Origin of the sequence: Streptomyces sp. NPDC059499 (genome assembly GCF_042749285.1) — a bacterium.
GTDB lineage: Bacteria > Actinomycetota > Actinomycetes > Streptomycetales > Streptomycetaceae > Streptomyces.
The window spans coordinates 882263-898709 of the sequence record NZ_JBHYTT010000001.1 but is presented as its reverse complement, the minus strand read 5'-3'; the positions used below and the strand labels follow the sequence as shown (position 1 = coordinate 898709).

Annotated in this window: 15 protein-coding genes; 14 read left to right on the top strand and 1 reads right to left on the bottom strand. The window is 69.4% G+C overall.

What is annotated here, in order from left to right; translation table 11 throughout:
• The first annotated feature begins 75 nt into the window (after positions 1-75).
• The 3 genes from ACFW9O_RS04245 to mptB all read left to right on the top strand — a co-directional run bounded on the left by ACFW9O_RS04245 (position 76) and on the right by mptB (position 3746).
• Positions 76-768 carry a demethylmenaquinone methyltransferase gene (locus ACFW9O_RS04245; protein WP_351165246.1) on the top strand — a complete coding sequence of 231 codons (693 nt, stop codon included), beginning with the start codon at positions 76-78 and terminating at the stop codon, positions 766-768.
• A gap of 131 nt (positions 769-899) precedes the next feature.
• Positions 900-2186, top strand: coding sequence for a geranylgeranyl reductase family protein (locus tag ACFW9O_RS04240; RefSeq protein ID WP_384604775.1), 1287 nt, complete (start codon positions 900-902; stop codon positions 2184-2186).
• Between the two features lie 78 nt (positions 2187-2264).
• The gene (mptB, locus tag ACFW9O_RS04235) at positions 2265-3746 is read left to right on the top strand and encodes a polyprenol phosphomannose-dependent alpha 1,6 mannosyltransferase MptB (protein WP_384604772.1); all 1482 of its coding nucleotides are present in this window, start codon (positions 2265-2267) and stop codon (positions 3744-3746) included.
• Positions 3747-3854: 108 nt separating this feature from the next.
• Here mptB and ACFW9O_RS04230 read toward each other — a convergent pair whose 3' ends face one another.
• Complete coding sequence (locus ACFW9O_RS04230) at positions 3855-4667, bottom strand: C40 family peptidase (RefSeq protein ID WP_351165240.1); 813 nt, start codon at positions 4665-4667, stop codon at positions 3855-3857.
• 976 nt (positions 4668-5643) lie between these two features.
• Here ACFW9O_RS04230 and ACFW9O_RS04225 point away from each other — a divergent pair.
• Genes ACFW9O_RS04225 through nuoK form a run of 11 tightly spaced genes read left to right on the top strand, consistent with a single transcriptional unit; the run spans position 5644 to position 16442 of the window.
• A complete protein-coding gene (locus ACFW9O_RS04225) occupies positions 5644-6003 on the top strand; it encodes an NADH-quinone oxidoreductase subunit A (protein ID WP_003992243.1) in 360 nt (119 codons plus the stop codon).
• A gap of 18 nt (positions 6004-6021) precedes the next feature.
• Positions 6022-6576 carry an NADH-quinone oxidoreductase subunit B family protein gene (locus ACFW9O_RS04220; RefSeq protein ID WP_014154689.1) on the top strand — a complete coding sequence of 185 codons (555 nt, stop codon included), beginning with the start codon at positions 6022-6024 and terminating at the stop codon, positions 6574-6576.
• On the top strand, positions 6573-7283 hold the full coding sequence (locus ACFW9O_RS04215; protein ID WP_384604767.1) for an NADH-quinone oxidoreductase subunit C: 711 nt from the start codon (positions 6573-6575) through the stop codon (positions 7281-7283). The genes ACFW9O_RS04220 and ACFW9O_RS04215 overlap by 4 nt, the downstream gene beginning before the upstream one ends.
• Complete coding sequence (locus ACFW9O_RS04210; protein ID WP_351165235.1) at positions 7283-8605, top strand: NADH-quinone oxidoreductase subunit D; 1323 nt, start codon at positions 7283-7285, stop codon at positions 8603-8605. The genes ACFW9O_RS04215 and ACFW9O_RS04210 overlap by 1 nt, the downstream gene beginning before the upstream one ends.
• A gap of 29 nt (positions 8606-8634) precedes the next feature.
• Positions 8635-9450 (top strand): NADH-quinone oxidoreductase subunit NuoE, encoded by an 816-nt coding sequence (nuoE, locus tag ACFW9O_RS04205; RefSeq protein WP_351165565.1) that lies wholly within the window; start codon positions 8635-8637, stop codon positions 9448-9450.
• A complete protein-coding gene (gene nuoF, locus ACFW9O_RS04200; protein ID WP_351165233.1) occupies positions 9450-10823 on the top strand; it encodes an NADH-quinone oxidoreductase subunit NuoF in 1374 nt (457 codons plus the stop codon). The genes nuoE and nuoF overlap by 1 nt, the downstream gene beginning before the upstream one ends.
• Positions 10820-13324, top strand: a complete 2505-nt coding sequence (locus tag ACFW9O_RS04195) for an NADH-quinone oxidoreductase subunit G (RefSeq protein ID WP_384604764.1) — start codon at positions 10820-10822, stop codon at positions 13322-13324. Before nuoF ends, ACFW9O_RS04195 begins: the two co-directional genes overlap by 4 nt.
• Positions 13321-14724, top strand: a complete 1404-nt coding sequence (gene nuoH, locus ACFW9O_RS04190; RefSeq protein ID WP_351165229.1) for an NADH-quinone oxidoreductase subunit NuoH — start codon at positions 13321-13323, stop codon at positions 14722-14724. Before ACFW9O_RS04195 ends, nuoH begins: the two co-directional genes overlap by 4 nt.
• Positions 14717-15313: an NADH-quinone oxidoreductase subunit NuoI gene (gene nuoI, locus ACFW9O_RS04185; RefSeq protein ID WP_384604760.1), complete on the top strand. Its 597-nt coding sequence runs from the start codon at positions 14717-14719 to the stop codon at positions 15311-15313. The genes nuoH and nuoI overlap by 8 nt, the downstream gene beginning before the upstream one ends.
• Positions 15310-16146 carry an NADH-quinone oxidoreductase subunit J gene (locus ACFW9O_RS04180; RefSeq protein ID WP_384604757.1) on the top strand — a complete coding sequence of 279 codons (837 nt, stop codon included), beginning with the start codon at positions 15310-15312 and terminating at the stop codon, positions 16144-16146. The genes nuoI and ACFW9O_RS04180 overlap by 4 nt, the downstream gene beginning before the upstream one ends.
• Positions 16143-16442 carry an NADH-quinone oxidoreductase subunit NuoK gene (gene nuoK / locus ACFW9O_RS04175; protein WP_307539564.1) on the top strand — a complete coding sequence of 100 codons (300 nt, stop codon included), beginning with the start codon at positions 16143-16145 and terminating at the stop codon, positions 16440-16442. The genes ACFW9O_RS04180 and nuoK overlap by 4 nt, the downstream gene beginning before the upstream one ends.
• The last annotated feature ends 5 nt before the right edge of the window (positions 16443-16447 follow it).

Sequence of the window (16447 nt, the reverse complement as noted above, 5' to 3'; positions counted from 1 at the left end):
TGCCGCCGGGCCCAAAAGGTTGAAGCGGCTCACGCCGCCGTGAGGCGCCGGCACCGGGGCTGCTTGAATGGGAGGGTGACCCGAGCATCCCTGGACAAGCAGCCGCACGAAGTCGCCTCGATGTTCGACGACGTGGCGGCGAACTACGACCTCACCAACGACGTGATCTCCCTCGGGCAGGCCAGGCTCTGGCGCAAGGAGGTCGCGAAGGCGGTGGACGCGCGCCCGGCGCAGAAGATCCTCGACCTGGCCGCCGGAACCGCCACCTCCTCGCAGCCCTTCGCCCGGGCGGGCGCCTACGTGGTGCCCTGCGACTTCTCGCTCGGGATGCTGCGGGTCGGCAAGGAGCGTCACCCGTGGATGCCGTTCACCGCGGGCGACGGTACGAAACTCCCCTTCAAGGACGAGACGTTCGACGCCGTCACGATCTCCTTCGGGCTGCGCAACATCCAGGACACCGACCAGGCGCTGCGCGAGCTGTACCGGGTGACCAAGCCCGGCGGCCGCGTCGTGATCTGCGAGTTCTCGCAGCCGACCTGGGCACCGTTCCGCAGGGTCTACAGCGAGTACCTCATGAAGGCGCTGCCGCCGGTCGCCCGCACCGTGTGCACCAACCCGGACGCGTACGTGTACCTCGCCGAGTCGATCCGCGCCTGGCCCGACCAGGCCGGCCTCGCCGCCCTGCTGCAGAAGGCCGGCTGGTCGAAGGTCGCCTGGCGCAACCTCACCGGTGGTGTGGTGGCACTGCACCGGGGCGTGCGCGACTGAACCCCGGTACGTACGGATCGGGCTCCGGACGGCCCGGCCCGGCCGCCGGGACCGCCCCGGCCGGGCACCCATAGACTGCACGCGACCGGTGCCGCGCGGCACGCGATTTCGAGTCTTCGGGAGATCCGACCGTGACCGAGCAGCCCCTCTCCGAACACAGCGCGGACGTGATCGTCGTCGGGGCGGGCCCAGCCGGCTCCACGACCGCGTACTACCTCGCCAAGGCCGGACTCGACGTACTCCTCCTGGAGAAGACGGCGTTCCCGAGGGAGAAGGTCTGCGGCGACGGCCTCACCCCGCGCGCCACCAAGCAGCTCGTGTCCATGGGCATCGACATCTCCGAAGAAGCCGGCTGGCTGCGCAACAAGGGCCTGCGCATCATCGGGGGCGGCGTCCGCCTCCAGCTGGACTGGCCGGAACTCGCCTCCTTCCCGGACTACGGACTGGTCCGCAAGCGCGACGACTTCGACGAGCAGCTGGCCCGGCAGGCGCAGAAGGCGGGCGCGCGGCTGCACGAGCGCTGCAACGTCGGCGCGCCGATCATCGACGAGCGCACCGGACGCATCACCGGCGTGACCGCCAAGGTCGGCGAGGAGAAGACCCCCGTCTCCTTCCACGCCCCTCTCGTCGTCGCCGCCGACGGCAACTCCACCCGGCTCTCCCTCGCCATGGGCCTGCACCGCCGCGAGGACCGCCCGATGGGCGTCGCCGTCCGTACGTACTTCACCTCGCCCCGCCACGACGACGACTACCTGGAGTCCTGGCTGGAGTTGTGGGACCGGCGCGGCGCCGAGGACCGCCTGCTGCCCGGCTACGGCTGGATCTTCGGGATGGGCGACGGCACGTCCAACGTCGGCCTCGGCATCCTCAACTCCTCCTCCGCGTTCAAGGAGCTCGACTGGCGCGAGGTGCTCAAGGCCTGGTGCGCCTCCATGCCGGAGGACTGGGGCTACACCCCGGAGAACATGACGATGCCGATCCGCGGCGCCGCGCTCCCGATGGCCTTCAACCGCCAGCCGCACTACACCAAGGGCCTGCTGCTCGTCGGCGACGCGGGCGGCATGATCAACCCGTTCAACGGCGAGGGCATCGCGTACGCCATGGAGTCGGGCCAGATCGCTGCGGACGTCATCGTCCAGGCCCACGCCCGTGCGACCCCGGCCCAGCGCGAACTGGCCCTGAACAACTACCCGAAGGTGCTCAAGGAGACCTACGGCGGCTACTACACGATGGGCCGCGCCTTCGTGAAGCTGATCGGCAACCCGAAGATCATGAAGATCGCGACCCAGCGGGGACTGACCCACCCCCTCCTGATGAAGTTCACGCTGAAGATGCTCGCCAACCTCACCGACCCGACGGGCGGCGACGCGATGGACCGCATCATCAACGGGCTCTCGAAGGTCGCGCCGAAGGCCTGAACCGGGGTGCGCCGGAGGGTGTGACCCGGACCCTGTGACCGTCCGCGGGCCCGGTGTAGGTTGCGCATCATGCGGGCCATGGGGGAGTGGAGCGCCGGCGCGTGCCGTCGGCTGGGTACGGCCGGATCGGCGGCGGTCGCCCTCGGCGGCTGGGCCGTCGGCACACTGCCTGCCCGCGACCCGTGGGGGCTGTGGGTGCCTCACGGGGCCGTGGCCGGCGCCGTGGGCCACTTCCTGGCGTACGGGGGGCTCACCCTGCTCGTCGTCGCCTGGTGGCAGTACGGCAGGGCAGGCGCCTCCGTACGCGACACGCTCCGCACCCTCGTCTGCTGGGCCGCCCCGCTCGTCCTGGCACCACCGCTCCACAGCGCCGATGTGTACAGCTACATAGCCCAGGGTGCGATGGTCCTCGAAGGCCACGACGTCTACAGCGCCGGGCCGTCGGTACTCGACCCCGCCGGGCCGGGCGGCGACGCCGCGGCGAGCGTCGGCGGCCACTGGACCGACACCCCGGCCCCGTACGGTCCGTTCTTCCTCGTCCTCGCGCGCGGCGTCGCATGGGCGACGGGCGGAACGATCGTCCCGGCCGTGCTGGGCATGCGGATCATCGCCCTGGGCGCGCTCGCGCTGATCGTATGGAGCCTGCGGCACCTCGCCCGGGAGCACGGCCGCAGCGAGAGCGCGGCCCTCCGGCTCGGGGCGCTCAACCCGCTGCTGCTCGTGCACGTCGTCGGCGGCATGCACAACGACGGACTGATGATCGGCCTCATGCTGGCCGGCGCGGTGCTCGCCCTGCGCGGGAGGTGGATCACCGGCGCCGCGCTCATCGGCCTCGCCATGATGGTGAAGTCCCCGGCGGCCGTGGCGCTGTTGTTCGTCGGCGTCGTCGTGGGCCGGGCGGCGACCGGGTCCTTCGTACGCCGGGCCGCGAAGGGGCTGCTGGCGCCCGGGCTCGTCGCCGGGGCGGTCGTGGCCCTGGTGACGCTCCTGAGCGGCACCGGCTTCGGCTGGCTGGGCACCCAGGGCGTCGCCGGGCGCATACACACCGCGCTGTCGGCCAGCAGCGACCTCGGCCTCGGGCTCGGCGAACTGCTGCGGCTGACCGTCGGTACCGACCCGGACCCGGTGAAGTCCGCCGTGCAGAACCTGGGTCTGCTGGTGGCCCTCGTACTGATCGCCCGCCTCGCGTGGCGCTCGGCCGCCGGCCGTACGGAACCGGTCCACGCCCTGGGGGTCGCCCTGGTGACCCTCGTGGCCCTCTCCCCGATGGTGCAGCCGTGGTATCTGCTGTGGGGTACGGCCGTGCTCGCCGCCACCGCGTGCGAGGGCCGGATCCGGAACGTGGTGACGGTGCTGTCGGCGGCGCTCGTGTACGAGACGCAGCCTTCCGGCTCGACGCCCGTGTACGGCTTCGTGCTGGCGGCCCTCACGTGCGTGGCCGGGGTGTGGCTCCTGCGCCGTGAGGCCGCCGTGCGGAAGTTGCCCCGGGTGCCGTCGCAGCGCGGGCCCGAGGACGCGGTGAAGGACGAGGCGGCGGACATCCCGGCCGCCTCGCACTGACGGGCACCGCGGGCCGCCACCGCCGCACACCGACGGGCCGCCACTCCCGAGCGGGGGAGTGACGGCCCGTGGCCGTACTCAGATGTCCGGTCTACCGGAGCTTGTGAATCAGAGAACGCGGACCGCGCCCGACGGCGGGTCGTAGTCCAGGGACTTCTGCACCACACCGGTGCTGGAGTTCTGCGCACCGACGAACTGGCCGCCGCCCACGTAGATCCCGACGTGGTACGCGCTGCCCGCGCCGCCCCAGTACAGGATGTCGCCGGGCTGCAGGTTGCTGAGCGAGACCTGGGTACCGGCCGTCGACTGGCTCTGCGAGACACGCGGCAGGTCGACGCCCACCGTGCGGAACGCGGCCTGGACGAGGCCCGAGCAGTCCCACGAGTTCGGGCCGGTGCCGCCCGAGACGTACGCGTCACCGATCTGCGACTGCGCGAACGCGACGACGGACGCCGCGGAGCCCGTGGCGTTCGACGAGTAGGAGGGGGTCTCCGACGAGCCCGAGGAGGCGCTGAGCGTCGTGCGCTCGGAGGTACGGGAGGCGCGCTCAGCGGCCTCCGCCTTGGCCTTGGCGGCCGCCTCAGCCTTCTTCTCGGCCTCTGCCTTACGGATCGCCTCGGCCTTGGCCTTCTTGGCGGTCTTGGCCGCGGTGGCCGCTGCCGCGTCCTCGTTGGCCTGCGTCTCGAGGTCGAGGGCGACCTGCTGCGTGGCCTGCGCGGACGCGGCGACGGTGGTGGAGAGCCCGGCGGTGATGGTGGGCATCTCGATGGTCTGGGTCACCGGCTCGGCCTGCGCCGGGCCGGCGGCACCTGCGACCGCGATGGTGCTGAGGACGCCACCGGCAACTCCGGCGCGCAGCGCCGTCTTGGAGGCGCTTTGGCGGGGCTTCCGGTGGCTGGGTATGTGAGCGGTGTGGGACATGGGTACTAGCGCTATCAGGGCTGTAGGGGTCCCATCAAGAAACGTGTGTTGCGACACAGTTACGTTCGGAATCTGTGAATCCGCTTATTTGAGGCCCTTATTGACGCCGTAACGGGCAAAACGGGCACCCTTCATCACGCCCGTGATCACGGAGTTTCAGCAATACGCCCGAATTGCCCGTCGCTTACCATCCGTTCACACCGATGGCCAAGCCCGCTTTTGTTGAAGCGTTGGTGGAGTGACGCAGGTCACAGCATGACTCTTGTGTGAGAGGCAACCGCGCGACCGCGTCCCGAGTGGGGGGCGGAATCGACCGGCCCTTCCCGGCTCCATGACCTATTGGGGAGTCATGTCCGTTTGGTCCGGGTCCGGTCGGCGTCCGGTGGGCGCGACCGGGGGGCGGCTCGTCAGCGGTCCGCTCGTGACGCCTGATGTCGCGCCCGCGATCCCGGATGGCGCGCTCGCGATTGCGGCGCCCGCCCCTCGGTCGCCGGCGTTCCGTCCGCGGCCCCTCGGCGGTCAGCACTCTGTTCGGGGGCCGTGCGTCCGGAAGTTCGTGAATGCGTGCGCATTGTCCACATCGGTACCCCGGACCCCACGTCCGGGTGGCTGCCGGATGCGCGCGATTCCTATATCACCGGCGGAGCGTCCATTGCCAATTTGCTTGTAGTGGCTGTCGATTGATAGAGCCGCGCGCCTTTGACCAGCGGTAACGCCACCGGATGTCACGTCTGGTAGCTACTCGGCCGCTTCGCGTACGAAGATCACCGCTCATCCGACTTCATGATCGTTCGTCAGGTGGTGGAGATCACAAAGACGGTGGTGTACCCCGTGTCGCAGATCACAGGACGGCAGGCATAGGATGCGGGGCAGTCGGGCTTGTGAACTGCCTCACATGTGCACGATCTTGGTGAGGTGGCGAGCCGGTCGCCCGATGCGGTCCAACGGTCAAGGACGACTGGAAGGAGCGAGGAGCGTGAATGCCTACGCGCCCATCCTCGTGCTCGGCGCCCTCGGGGCAGGCTTTGCGATCTTCTCCGTGGTCATGGCCACGCTTATCGGGCCAAAGCGGTACAACCGAGCAAAGCTGGAAGCGTACGAGTGCGGTATCGAACCCACCCCCACTCCAGCCGGAGGCGGCCGGTTCCCGATCAAGTACTACCTGACGGCGATGCTGTTCATCGTCTTCGACATCGAGATCGTCTTCCTCTATCCCTGGGCGGTCACCTTCGACGCCCTGGGGATCTTCGGGCTCGTCGAGATGCTGCTCTTCGTGCTCACCGTCTTCGTCGCCTACGCGTATGTGTGGCGCCGGGGCGGCCTGGAATGGGACTGAGGGGCTGAGGGGCACACCATGGGACTCGAAGAGAAGCTGCCAAGCGGCTTTGTGCTGACCACTGTCGAGCAGGCCGCCGGCTGGGTACGGAAGTCCTCCGTCTTCCCTGCCACCTTCGGCCTCGCCTGCTGCGCCATCGAGATGATGACGACCGGAGCCGGGCGGTACGACCTGGCCCGTTTCGGGATGGAGGTCTTCCGCGGATCGCCGCGGCAGGCGGATCTGATGATCGTCGCGGGACGGGTCAGCCAGAAGATGGCGCCCGTCCTGAGGCAGGTCTACGACCAGATGCCGAGCCCCAAGTGGGTCATCTCCATGGGGGTTTGCGCATCATCGGGCGGTATGTTCAACAACTACGCCATTGTGCAGGGTGTTGATCACATTGTGCCGGTTGATATCTATTTGCCGGGATGCCCGCCGCGTCCCGAGATGCTGATCGACGCCATCCTCAAACTCCACCAGAAGATCCAGGGCTCCAAGCTCGGGGTCAACGCGGAGGAGGCCGCCCGCGAGGCGGAGGAGGCGGCCCTCAAGGCACTGCCCCTGATCGAGATGAAGGGGCTGCTGCGGTGAGCGACGAGCAGAAGAGCAACGGAGTGCCCGCACCGCGCGAGGACACCGGTGACGTCATCGGCGTACGCAAGGGCATGTTCGGCGCCAACAACGGCGGCGACACCTCGGGCTACGGCGGACTCGTCCGCACCGTGACCCTGCCGGGTGCCTCGTCCCGCCCCTACGGCGGCTGGTTCGACGAAGTGGCCGACGAGCTGGAAGGGGCCCTGGAGGAACAGGACCTGCTTCCCGCCAACGCCATCGAGAAGACGGTCGTCGACCGGGGTGAACTCACCTTCCACATCGCCCGCGAGCACCTGCTCACCGTGGCACGCACCCTGCGCGACGACCCCGCCCTGAGGTTCGAGCTCTGTACGGGCGTCAGCGGCGTGCACTACCTCGGGGACAAGGGCCGCGAGCTGCACGCGGTCTACCACCTGAGGTCGCTCACCCACGGGCGGCTGATCCGCCTCGAGGTGTCCGCCCCGGACAGTGATCCGCACATCCCGTCCCTCGTCGCGGTCTACCCGACCAACGACTGGCACGAGCGCGAGACCTACGACTTCTTCGGGCTGGTCTTCGACGGGCACCCCGCCCTCACCCGGATCATGATGCCGGACGACTGGCAGGGCTTCCCGCAACGCAAGGACTATCCGCTCGGCGGCATCGCCGTCGAGTACAAGGGCGCCCAGATCCCGGCTCCGGACCAGCGGAGGTCGTACAGCTGATGACCACTCCCCACGCAACACCCCGTGCCACGACCGAGGGGACTGTATATACAGTCACCGGCGGCGACTGGGACGAGGTCGTCGAGTCCGCGGCCAAGGCGGACGACGAACGCATCATCGTCAACATGGGCCCCCAGCACCCGTCCACGCACGGCGTGCTGCGGCTGATCCTGGAGATCGACGGCGAGACCGTCAAAGAGGCCCGCTGCGGCATCGGCTATCTCCACACCGGCATCGAGAAGAACCTCGAGTTCCGGAACTGGACACAGGGCACCACCTTCGTCACGCGCATGGACTACCTGACCCCGTTCTTCAACGAGGCGGCGTACTGCCTCGGGACGGAGAAGCTCCTCGGCATCGAGGACCAGATCCCCGACCGGGCCACCGTCCTGCGCGTGCTCCTGATGGAGCTCAACCGGATCTCCTCGCACCTGGTGTGCATCGCCACCGGCGGCATGGAACTCGGCGCCACGACGATCATGATCTACGGCTTCCGTGATCGTGAACTCGTTCTCGATCTCTTCGAGCTGATCACCGGCCTCCGGATGAACCACGCGTTCATTCGGCCCGGCGGCCTGGCACAGGACCTGCCCCCGGGAGCGGTCGACCAGATCCGCGAGTTCGTGAAGACCATGAAGAAGAACCTGCCGGAGTACGACAAGCTCGCGACCGGCAACCCCATCTTCAAGGCCCGCATGCAGGACGTCGGCTACCTCGACCTGACCGGCTGCATGGCGCTCGGCGCCACCGGCCCGGTCCTGAGGTCCGCCGGACTCCCGCACGACCTGCGCAAGAGCGACCCGTACTGCGGCTACGAGAACTACGAGTTCGACGTGCCCACCGCGGACACCTGCGACGCCTACGGCCGCTTCCTCATCCGCCTGGAGGAGATGCGCCAGTCGCTCAGGATCGTCGAGCAGTGCCTGGACCGGCTGGAGCCGGGCCCGGTCATGGTCGCCGACAAGAAGATCGCCTGGCCCGCGCAGCTCGCGCTCGGACCCGACGGACTCGGCAACTCGCTCGACCACATCAAGAAGATCATGGGCACCTCCATGGAGGCCCTGATCCACCACTTCAAGCTGGTGACCGAGGGGTTCCGGGTCCCGGCCGGGCAGACGTACACCGCCATAGAGTCGCCCAAGGGCGAGCTCGGCGTGCACGCCGTCTCGGACGGGGGCACCCGCCCCTTCCGGGTCCACTTCCGCGACCCGTCCTTCACCAACCTGCAGGCCATGGCGGCGATGTGCGAGGGCGGCCAGGTCGCCGACGTCATCGTCGCTGTCGCGTCCATCGACCCCGTGATGGGAGGCGTCGACCGGTGACCGCATCCAACCAAGAAGTCAGCCTGGGGATGCCGCAGCTCCCCGCCCCCGCCTACCCGGCCGAGGTGCGCACCCGGCTCGAAGCGGACGCGAAGGAGGTGATCGCCCGCTACCCCGGCAGCCGCTCCGCGCTGCTGCCGCTGCTGCACCTCGTCCAGTCCGAGGAGGGGCACGTCTCCCGTACGGGCATGGCGTTCTGCGCCGAACTGCTCGGCCTCACCACCGCCGAGGTCACCGCGGTCGCCACCTTCTACTCGATGTACCGGCGTCGGCCGAGCGGCGACTACCAGGTCGGGGTCTGCACCAACACCCTGTGCGCGGTCATGGGCGGCGACGCCATCTTCGACCGGCTCAAGGACCACCTCGGTGTCGGCAACAACGAGACGACCGAGGACGGCAAGGTCACCCTCGAGCACATCGAGTGCAACGCGGCCTGCGACTTCGCGCCCGTCGTGATGGTCAACTGGGAGTTCTTCGACAACCAGACGCCGGAGAGCGCGACGCAGCTCGTCGACGACCTGATCGCCGGCCGGACCGTCGAACCCACCCGCGGCGCCCCCCTGTGCACGTACAAGGAGACCGCCCGCATCCTGGCCGGCTTCCCCGACGAGCGCCCCGGTGCCGTCGCGGCGACCGGCGGAGCGGGTGCAGCCTCACTGGTCGGACTGAAGCTGGCCAAGGGCGAGGCCGCCCCGCAGCCGCGCGTCGTCGCCCCGCGGGGCGAGGCCCCGAGCGACCAGCCGCAGAAGGGTGCCGAGCACCTCAGCTCGCATGATGCGCCGCAGCAGACCTCGGCCTCCGACCCGGAGCACCCGGCCGGGCCCGCAGCCGAGGAGGGGGAGTGATGACCTTGGCAGCCGAGATCGACAAGAACGGGACCAGCCCGGAGAAGCTCCTGGCACCGGTCCTCTCCGCCTTCTGGGACGAGCCGGAGTCCTGGACGCTGGAAACCTATCGGCGTCATGAGGGCTACGAGGGTCTGCGCAAGGCACTGGCCATGTCGCCGGACGACCTCATCGCGTACGTCAAGGACTCCGGTCTGCGCGGGCGCGGCGGTGCCGGCTTCCCCACCGGGATGAAGTGGCAGTTCATCCCGCAGGGCGACGGCAAGCCGCACTACCTGGTCGTCAACGCCGACGAGTCGGAGCCGGGGACCTGCAAGGACATCCCGCTCCTCTTCGCGAACCCGCACAGCCTCATCGAGGGCATCGTGATCGCCTGCTACGCGATCCGCTCGTCCCACGCCTTCATCTATCTGCGCGGCGAAGTCGTCCCCGTACTGCGGCGGCTGCACGAGGCCGTGCGCGAGGCGTACGAGGCGGGGTACCTGGGGAAGGACGCCCTCGGCCCCGGGCTCGACCTGGAACTCACCGTGCACGCCGGTGCCGGCGCGTACATCTGCGGTGAGGAGACCGCGCTGCTCGACTCGCTCGAAGGACGCCGCGGCCAGCCCCGGCTGCGTCCGCCCTTCCCCGCGGTCGCCGGTCTGTACGCCTGTCCCACCGTGGTGAACAACGTCGAGTCCATCGCCTCGGTTCCCGCGATCCTGAACAAGGGCAAGGACTGGTTCAAGTCGATGGGCAGCGAGAAGTCCCCGGGCTTCACGCTGTACTCGCTCAGCGGGCACGTCACCAGCCCCGGCCAGTACGAGGCCCCGCTCGGCATCACCCTGCGCCAGCTGCTCGACATGAGCGGCGGCATCAGGGCCGGACACCGCCTGAAGTTCTGGACCCCCGGCGGCTCCTCCACGCCGATGTTCACCGAGGAACACCTCGACGTCCCGCTGGACTACGAGGGCGTCGGCGCCGCCGGCTCCATGCTCGGCACCAAGGCGCTGCAGTGCTTCGACGAGACCACCTGCGTGGTGCGGGCCGTCACCCGCTGGACCGAGTTCTACGCCCACGAGTCCTGCGGCAAGTGCACGCCATGCCGTGAGGGCACCTACTGGCTCGTCCAGCTGCTCCGCGACATCGAGGCCGGCAAGGGCGAGATGTCCGACCTCGACAAGCTGAACGACATCGCCGACAACATCAACGGCAAGTCCTTCTGCGCCCTCGGTGACGGCGCCGCCTCGCCGATCTTCTCCTCGCTGAAGTACTTCCGCGAGGAGTACGAGCAGCACATCACGGGCAAGGGCTGCCCCTTCGATCCCGCCAGGTCGACCCTCTGGGCCGACGACAAAGACGACAAGAACGCTCACCGGGGGGTGAACGCATGACAGTCACCACGAGTGCGCCCTCCGGGGGCGGCGAGGCGGCCATCCCGCCCGAGGACCTGGTCACGCTGACCATCGACGGCATCGAGATCAGCGTCCCCAAGGGCACCCTGGTCATCCGGGCCGCCGAACTCCTCGGCATCGAGATCCCGCGCTTCTGCGACCACCCGCTCCTCGACCCGGCCGGCGCCTGCCGGCAGTGCATCGTCGAGGTCGAGGGCCAGCGCAAGCCGATGGCGTCCTGCACCATCACGTGCACCGACGGCATGGTCGTGAAGTCGCAGATCACCTCGCCGGTAGCGGAGAAGGCCCAGAAGGGTGTGATGGAGCTCCTGCTCATCAACCACCCGCTGGACTGCCCGGTCTGCGACAAGGGCGGCGAATGTCCCCTGCAGAACCAGGCGATGTCGCACGGCGGCGCCGACTCCCGCTTCGACGGGAAGAAGCGCACCTTCGAGAAGCCCGTCCCGATCTCCACCCAGGTGCTGCTGGACCGTGAGCGGTGCGTGCTCTGCGCGCGCTGCACCCGGTTCTCCAACCAGGTGGCGGGCGACCCGATGATCGAACTCATCGAGCGTGGCGCGCTCCAGCAGGTCGGTACCGGGGAGGGCGACCCCTTCGAGTCGTACTTCTCCGGGAACACCATCCAGATCTGCCCCGTCGGAGCGCTCACCTCGGCGGCGTACCGCTTCCGCTCCCGGCCCTTCGACCTGGTGTCGACGCCGTCGGTGTGCGAGCACTGCGCGGGCGGCTGCGCGACCCGCACCGACCACCGCCGCGGCAAGGTCATGCGGCGGCTCGCCTCCAACGACCCCGAGGTCAACGAGGAATGGCTCTGCGACAAGGGCCGCTTCGGATTCCGCTACGCCCAGCAGCGTGACCGGCTCACCACTCCGCTCGTACGCAACGCGGACGGTGTGCTCGAAGCGGCGAGCTGGCCCGAGGCACTGGCGGCCGCGGCAACCGGACTCTCGGCCGCCCGCGGCCGGGCCGGTGTCCTCACCGGGGGCCGGCTCACCGTCGAGGACGCCTACGCCTACAGCAAGTTCGCGCGGATCGCCCTCGGCACGAACGACATCGACTTCCGCGCCCGGATCCACAGCAGCGAGGAAGCCGACTTCCTGGCCGCGCGGGTGGCCGGGCGCGGGCGCGACCTGGACGGCAGCGGAGTCACGTACACCTCGCTGGAGAAGGCCCCGGCGGTCCTGCTGGCCGGCTTCGAGTCCGAGGAGGAGGCGCCCGGCGTCTTCCTGCGGCTGCGCAAGGCCCACCGCAAGCACGGACAGCGGACGTTCGCGCTCGCCTCGCACGCCACGCGCGGACTGGAGAAGGCGGGCGGCACCCTGCTCCCCGCCGCCCCCGGCACCGAGACCGAGTGGCTGGACGCGCTCGCCGGCGGAGTCGGACTGGAGGGTGACGGTGCCCTCGCCGCCGAGGCGCTGCGCGGTGAAGGCTCCCTGATCGTCGTGGGCGAACGGCTCTCCGGTGTTCCCGGAGCCCTGACCGCCGTCGTACGGACCGCCGCCGCCACCGGTGCCACGCTCGTGTGGATTCCGCGGCGGGCCGGCGAACGCGGCGCGGTGGAGGCGGGCGCGCTCCCGTCGCTGCTGCCCGGCGGCCGCCCGGCGACCGACCCGCGGGCCAGGGAGGAGGTGGCGTCCGTCTGGGGCGTCGCCGAACTGCCGACCCGTTTCGGCCGCGACACCAGCCAGATCGTCGAAGCCGCGGCCACCGGCGAGCTGGCCGCGCTGCTGGTCGCCGGCGTGGACCCCGAGGACCTGCCCGACCCGGCCGGTGCCCTCCGGGCGCTGGACGAGGTCGGCTTCCTGGTCTCGCTGGAGCTGCGCCCCGGCGCGGTCACCGAGCGGGCCGACGTGGTCCTTCCCGTCGCCGCGGTGGCGGAGAAGCCCGGCACGTTCCTCAACTGGGAAGGCAGGGCGCGGATGTTCGAAGCCGCGCTGAAGCCCGAGCAGCTGCCGCGCACCCTCTGCCCGACCGACGCACGGGTCCTGCACATGCTGGCCGACGCGCTCGACGTGCACCTCGCGCTGCCGGACCTGAGGGCGGCGCGGCGCGAGCTCGACCGCCTCGGCGGCTGGCAGGGCACCCACGCCGATGACCCGAGGGCGACGTCCCGGCCGGTGCCCGGCGCCGGTGACGGCGAAGCCGTACTCGCGGGCCACCGGATGCTCCTCGACCGGGGCCGGCTGCAGGAGGGCGACGAGGCACTGGCCGGAACCCGGCACGCGGCCGTCGCACGGCTCTCCGCCGCCACCGCGGCCGAGACCGGGGTGAAGGACGGCGACCTGCTGGCCGTCACCGGACCCGCCGGCACCACCGAACTCCCGCTGGCGGTCACCGACATGCCGGACCGGGTGGTGTGGGTGCCGCTCAACTCCGTCGGCCGGGGCGTTCCCGCCGACACCGGAGTACAGCCGGGCGGACTGGTCCGGATCGGTCCGGCCGCCGGAAGCCCCGCAGAGACACCGGAGGTGCGAGCGTGACTGGCCTCGCTCAACTCGCCGCGGCACCGAACGGCGCCGTACTCGCCGCCGAGGACCTCTCGATGTTCGGCACGGACCCGTGGTGGCTCGTCGTCGTCAAGGCGGTCTTCTGCTTCGCGTTCCTGATGGTGACCGTGCTCTTCTCCATCGTGTGGGAGCGCAAGGTCGTCGCCTGGATGCAGCTGCGCATCGGCCCGAACCGGCACGGCCCCTGGGGCATGCTCCAGTCGCTCGCCGACGGCATCAAGCTGATGCTGAAGGAAGACGTCATCGTCAAGCGGGCCGACAAGGTCGTCTACGTCCTGGCCCCGATCATCGCCGCCGCACCGGCGTTCATGGCGATCGCGGTGATCCCGTTCGGCCCGTCGGGCAACGAGGTCTCGATCTTCGGCCAGCGCACGACGATGCAGCTGACCGACCTGCCGATCGCGATGCTGTACATCCTCGCGGTCGCCTCCGTCGGCATCTACGGCATCGTGCTGGCCGGCTGGTCGTCCGGATCGACGTACCCGCTGCTCGGCGGTCTGCGCTCCTGCGCGCAGATGATCAGCTACGAGATCGCGATGGGCGCCGCCTTCGCCTCGGTGTTCCTCTACTCCGGGTCGATGTCGACCTCGAAGATCGTGGAGGCGCAGGAGGACCGCTGGTTCATCATCCTGCTGCCGGTCTCCTTCATCATCTACGTCGTCACGATGGTCGGGGAGACCAACCGCGCCCCGTTCGACATGCCGGAGTCCGAGGGCGACCTCGTCGGCGGCTTCAACACCGAGTACTCCTCGATCAAGTTCGCGATGTTCATGCTCGCCGAGTACGTCAACATGGTCACCGTCTCCGCGGTCTCCGTGACCCTGTTCCTGGGCGGCTGGCGGGCTCCGTACCCGATCAGCACCTTCTGGGAGGGCGCGAACCACGGCTGGTGGCCGATGCTCTGGTTCGTCATCAAGGTCCAGCTGCTGCTGTTCTTCTTCATCTGGCTGCGTGGCACCCTGCCCAGGGTCCGCTACGACCAGCTGATGAAGCTCGGCTGGAAGGTCCTGATCCCGGTCTCCGTGGTCTGGCTGATGCTGGTGGCCACGGTCAGGGCGCTGCGCAACGAGGGCTACGACTTCTCGAAGATCGTGCTGTACGTCGCCGGGGCCGTGATCGCGATCCTGCTGATCTCCTTCGTCGTCGACATCTTCCGCGACCGCAAGGCGAAGGAAGCCGAAGCGGCCGCCGAGCCGGAGCCGGCGTTCGACCCGATGGCCGGCGGATTCCCGGTACCGCCGCTGCCCGGCCAGAGCCTGCCGCCGGTACCGCGCCGCAGGCCGCGCCGTGAGCGGGAGCTCGTTGTCAGTGGCGGACCCGATACTCAGAGTGACGAGCACGCGAGTGACGGAAAGGAGGCTGACGGTGTCTGAGTCATCAGAACCCTCAGGGGAGAAGTTCCAGAATCCTGTGGCCGGCTTCGGCGTGACCTTCAAGGCCATGTTCAAGAAGCGGCTGACCGAGCAGTACCCGGAGACGCCGAAGGTGACGGCGCCGCGCTTCCACGGCCGGCACCAGCTCAACCGTCACCCCGACGGCCTGGAGAAGTGCGTCGGCTGCGAGCTGTGCGCCTGGGCGTGTCCGGCGGACGCCATCTACGTGGAGGGCGCGGACAACACCGAGGAGGAGCGCTACTCCCCGGGGGAGCGCTACGGCCGCGTCTACCAGATCAACTACGCGCGCTGCATTCTCTGCGGGCTCTGCATCGAGGCGTGCCCCACCCGGGCACTCACGATGACGAACGAGTTCGAGCTCGCCAACACCACCCGCGAGAGCCTCATCTACACCAAGGACGAGCTGCTCGCGGGCCTGGAGGAAGGCATGGTCGACAGCCCGCACGCGATCTACCCCGGCATGGACGAGCAGGACTACTACCGCGGTCTGGTGAGCGAGGCCGCGCCGGGCACGGAGCGTCAGACCGCCGTCTCCAAGGGCGAAGTCGACAAGGAGGTGGACGCATGACCTCCGGTCAGGCCGTCGCGGCCTCCATGACCTCCACCCCCGAGGCCGTCCAGTTCTGGCTGCTCGGCACCGTCGCCGTCGTCGGCGCGCTCTCCACCGTCCTGATGAAGAAGGCGGTGCACAGCGCACTGTCGCTCGCCGGCACCATGATCGTGCTGGCGGTCTTCTACCTCGCCAACGGCGCGTACTTCCTGGGCATCGTGCAGGTCGTCGTCTACACGGGCGCGATCATGATGCTGTTCCTCTTCGTGGTCATGCTCGTCGGTGTCACGGCGGCAGACTCGCTGAAGGAGACCATCAAGGGCCAGCGCTGGCTGGCCGCCGGCTGCGGACTCGGCTTCGGCGCCCTGCTGATCGCCGGTATCGGCCAGGCGTCCCTGGCCAGCTTCAACGGCCTCGGCGCGGCGAACACCCGGCACGGCGGAAACGTCGAGGGCCTCGCCAACCTCATCTTCACCAAGTACGTCTTCGCGTTCGAGATCACGGGCGCCCTGCTGATCACGGCGACGGTCGGCGCGATGCTCCTGACGCACCGCGAGCGCACCGAACGGGCGAAGACGCAGCGGGAGATGTCCGAGGACCGGGTGCGCAGCAACCACCTTCCGCCGCTCCCCGCCCCGGGTGTCTACGCCCGGCACAACGCGGTGGACATCGCCGGACTGCTCCCGGACGGCACCGCATCCGAGCTCACCGTCATGCAGACGCTGCGCCGGCGCGGTCAGATCCGGGACGTGTCGACCGAGTCGCTCGCCGACCTCAAGGCGCTGGAACAGCGCTCCGGGGAGCGGCTGGGCCGTGACCACGAAGAAGAAGGGGAGGAGGTCGCCAAGTGAATCCCGTCAACTACCTCTACCTCGCGGCCCTTTTGTTCACGATCGGTGCCTCCGGTGTCCTGATCAGGCGGAACGCCATCGTGGTGTTCATGTGCGTGGAGCTGATGCTCAACGCCTGCAACCTCGCGTTCGTCGCGTTCTCCCGGATGCACGGAAACCTCGACGGCCAGATCATCGCCTTCTTCACGATGGTCGTCGCCGCCGCCGAGGTCGTCGTCGGGCTCGCGATCATCGTGTCGCTGTTCCGCTCCCGCCACTCGGCCTCGGTCGACGACGCCAGCCTGATGAAGCTGTAAGGGGT

Excerpts from the sequence above, each read along its gene's own strand:
- mptB (WP_384604772.1), top strand. The coding sequence starts at position 2,265 with ATGGGGGAGTGGAGCGCCGGCGCGTGCCGTCGGCTGGGTACGGCCGGA.
- ACFW9O_RS04230 (WP_351165240.1), bottom strand. The coding sequence starts at position 4,667 with ATGTCCCACACCGCTCACATACCCAGCCACCGGAAGCCCCGCCAAAGC.
- ACFW9O_RS04220 (WP_014154689.1), top strand. The coding sequence starts at position 6,022 with ATGGGACTCGAAGAGAAGCTGCCAAGCGGCTTTGTGCTGACCACTGTC.
- ACFW9O_RS04210 (WP_351165235.1), top strand. The coding sequence starts at position 7,283 with ATGACCACTCCCCACGCAACACCCCGTGCCACGACCGAGGGGACTGTA.
- nuoE (WP_351165565.1), top strand. The coding sequence starts at position 8,635 with ATGCCGCAGCTCCCCGCCCCCGCCTACCCGGCCGAGGTGCGCACCCGG.
- nuoF (WP_351165233.1), top strand. The coding sequence starts at position 9,450 with ATGACCTTGGCAGCCGAGATCGACAAGAACGGGACCAGCCCGGAGAAG.
- ACFW9O_RS04195 (WP_384604764.1), top strand. The coding sequence starts at position 10,820 with ATGACAGTCACCACGAGTGCGCCCTCCGGGGGCGGCGAGGCGGCCATC.
- ACFW9O_RS04180 (WP_384604757.1), top strand. The coding sequence starts at position 15,310 with ATGACCTCCGGTCAGGCCGTCGCGGCCTCCATGACCTCCACCCCCGAG.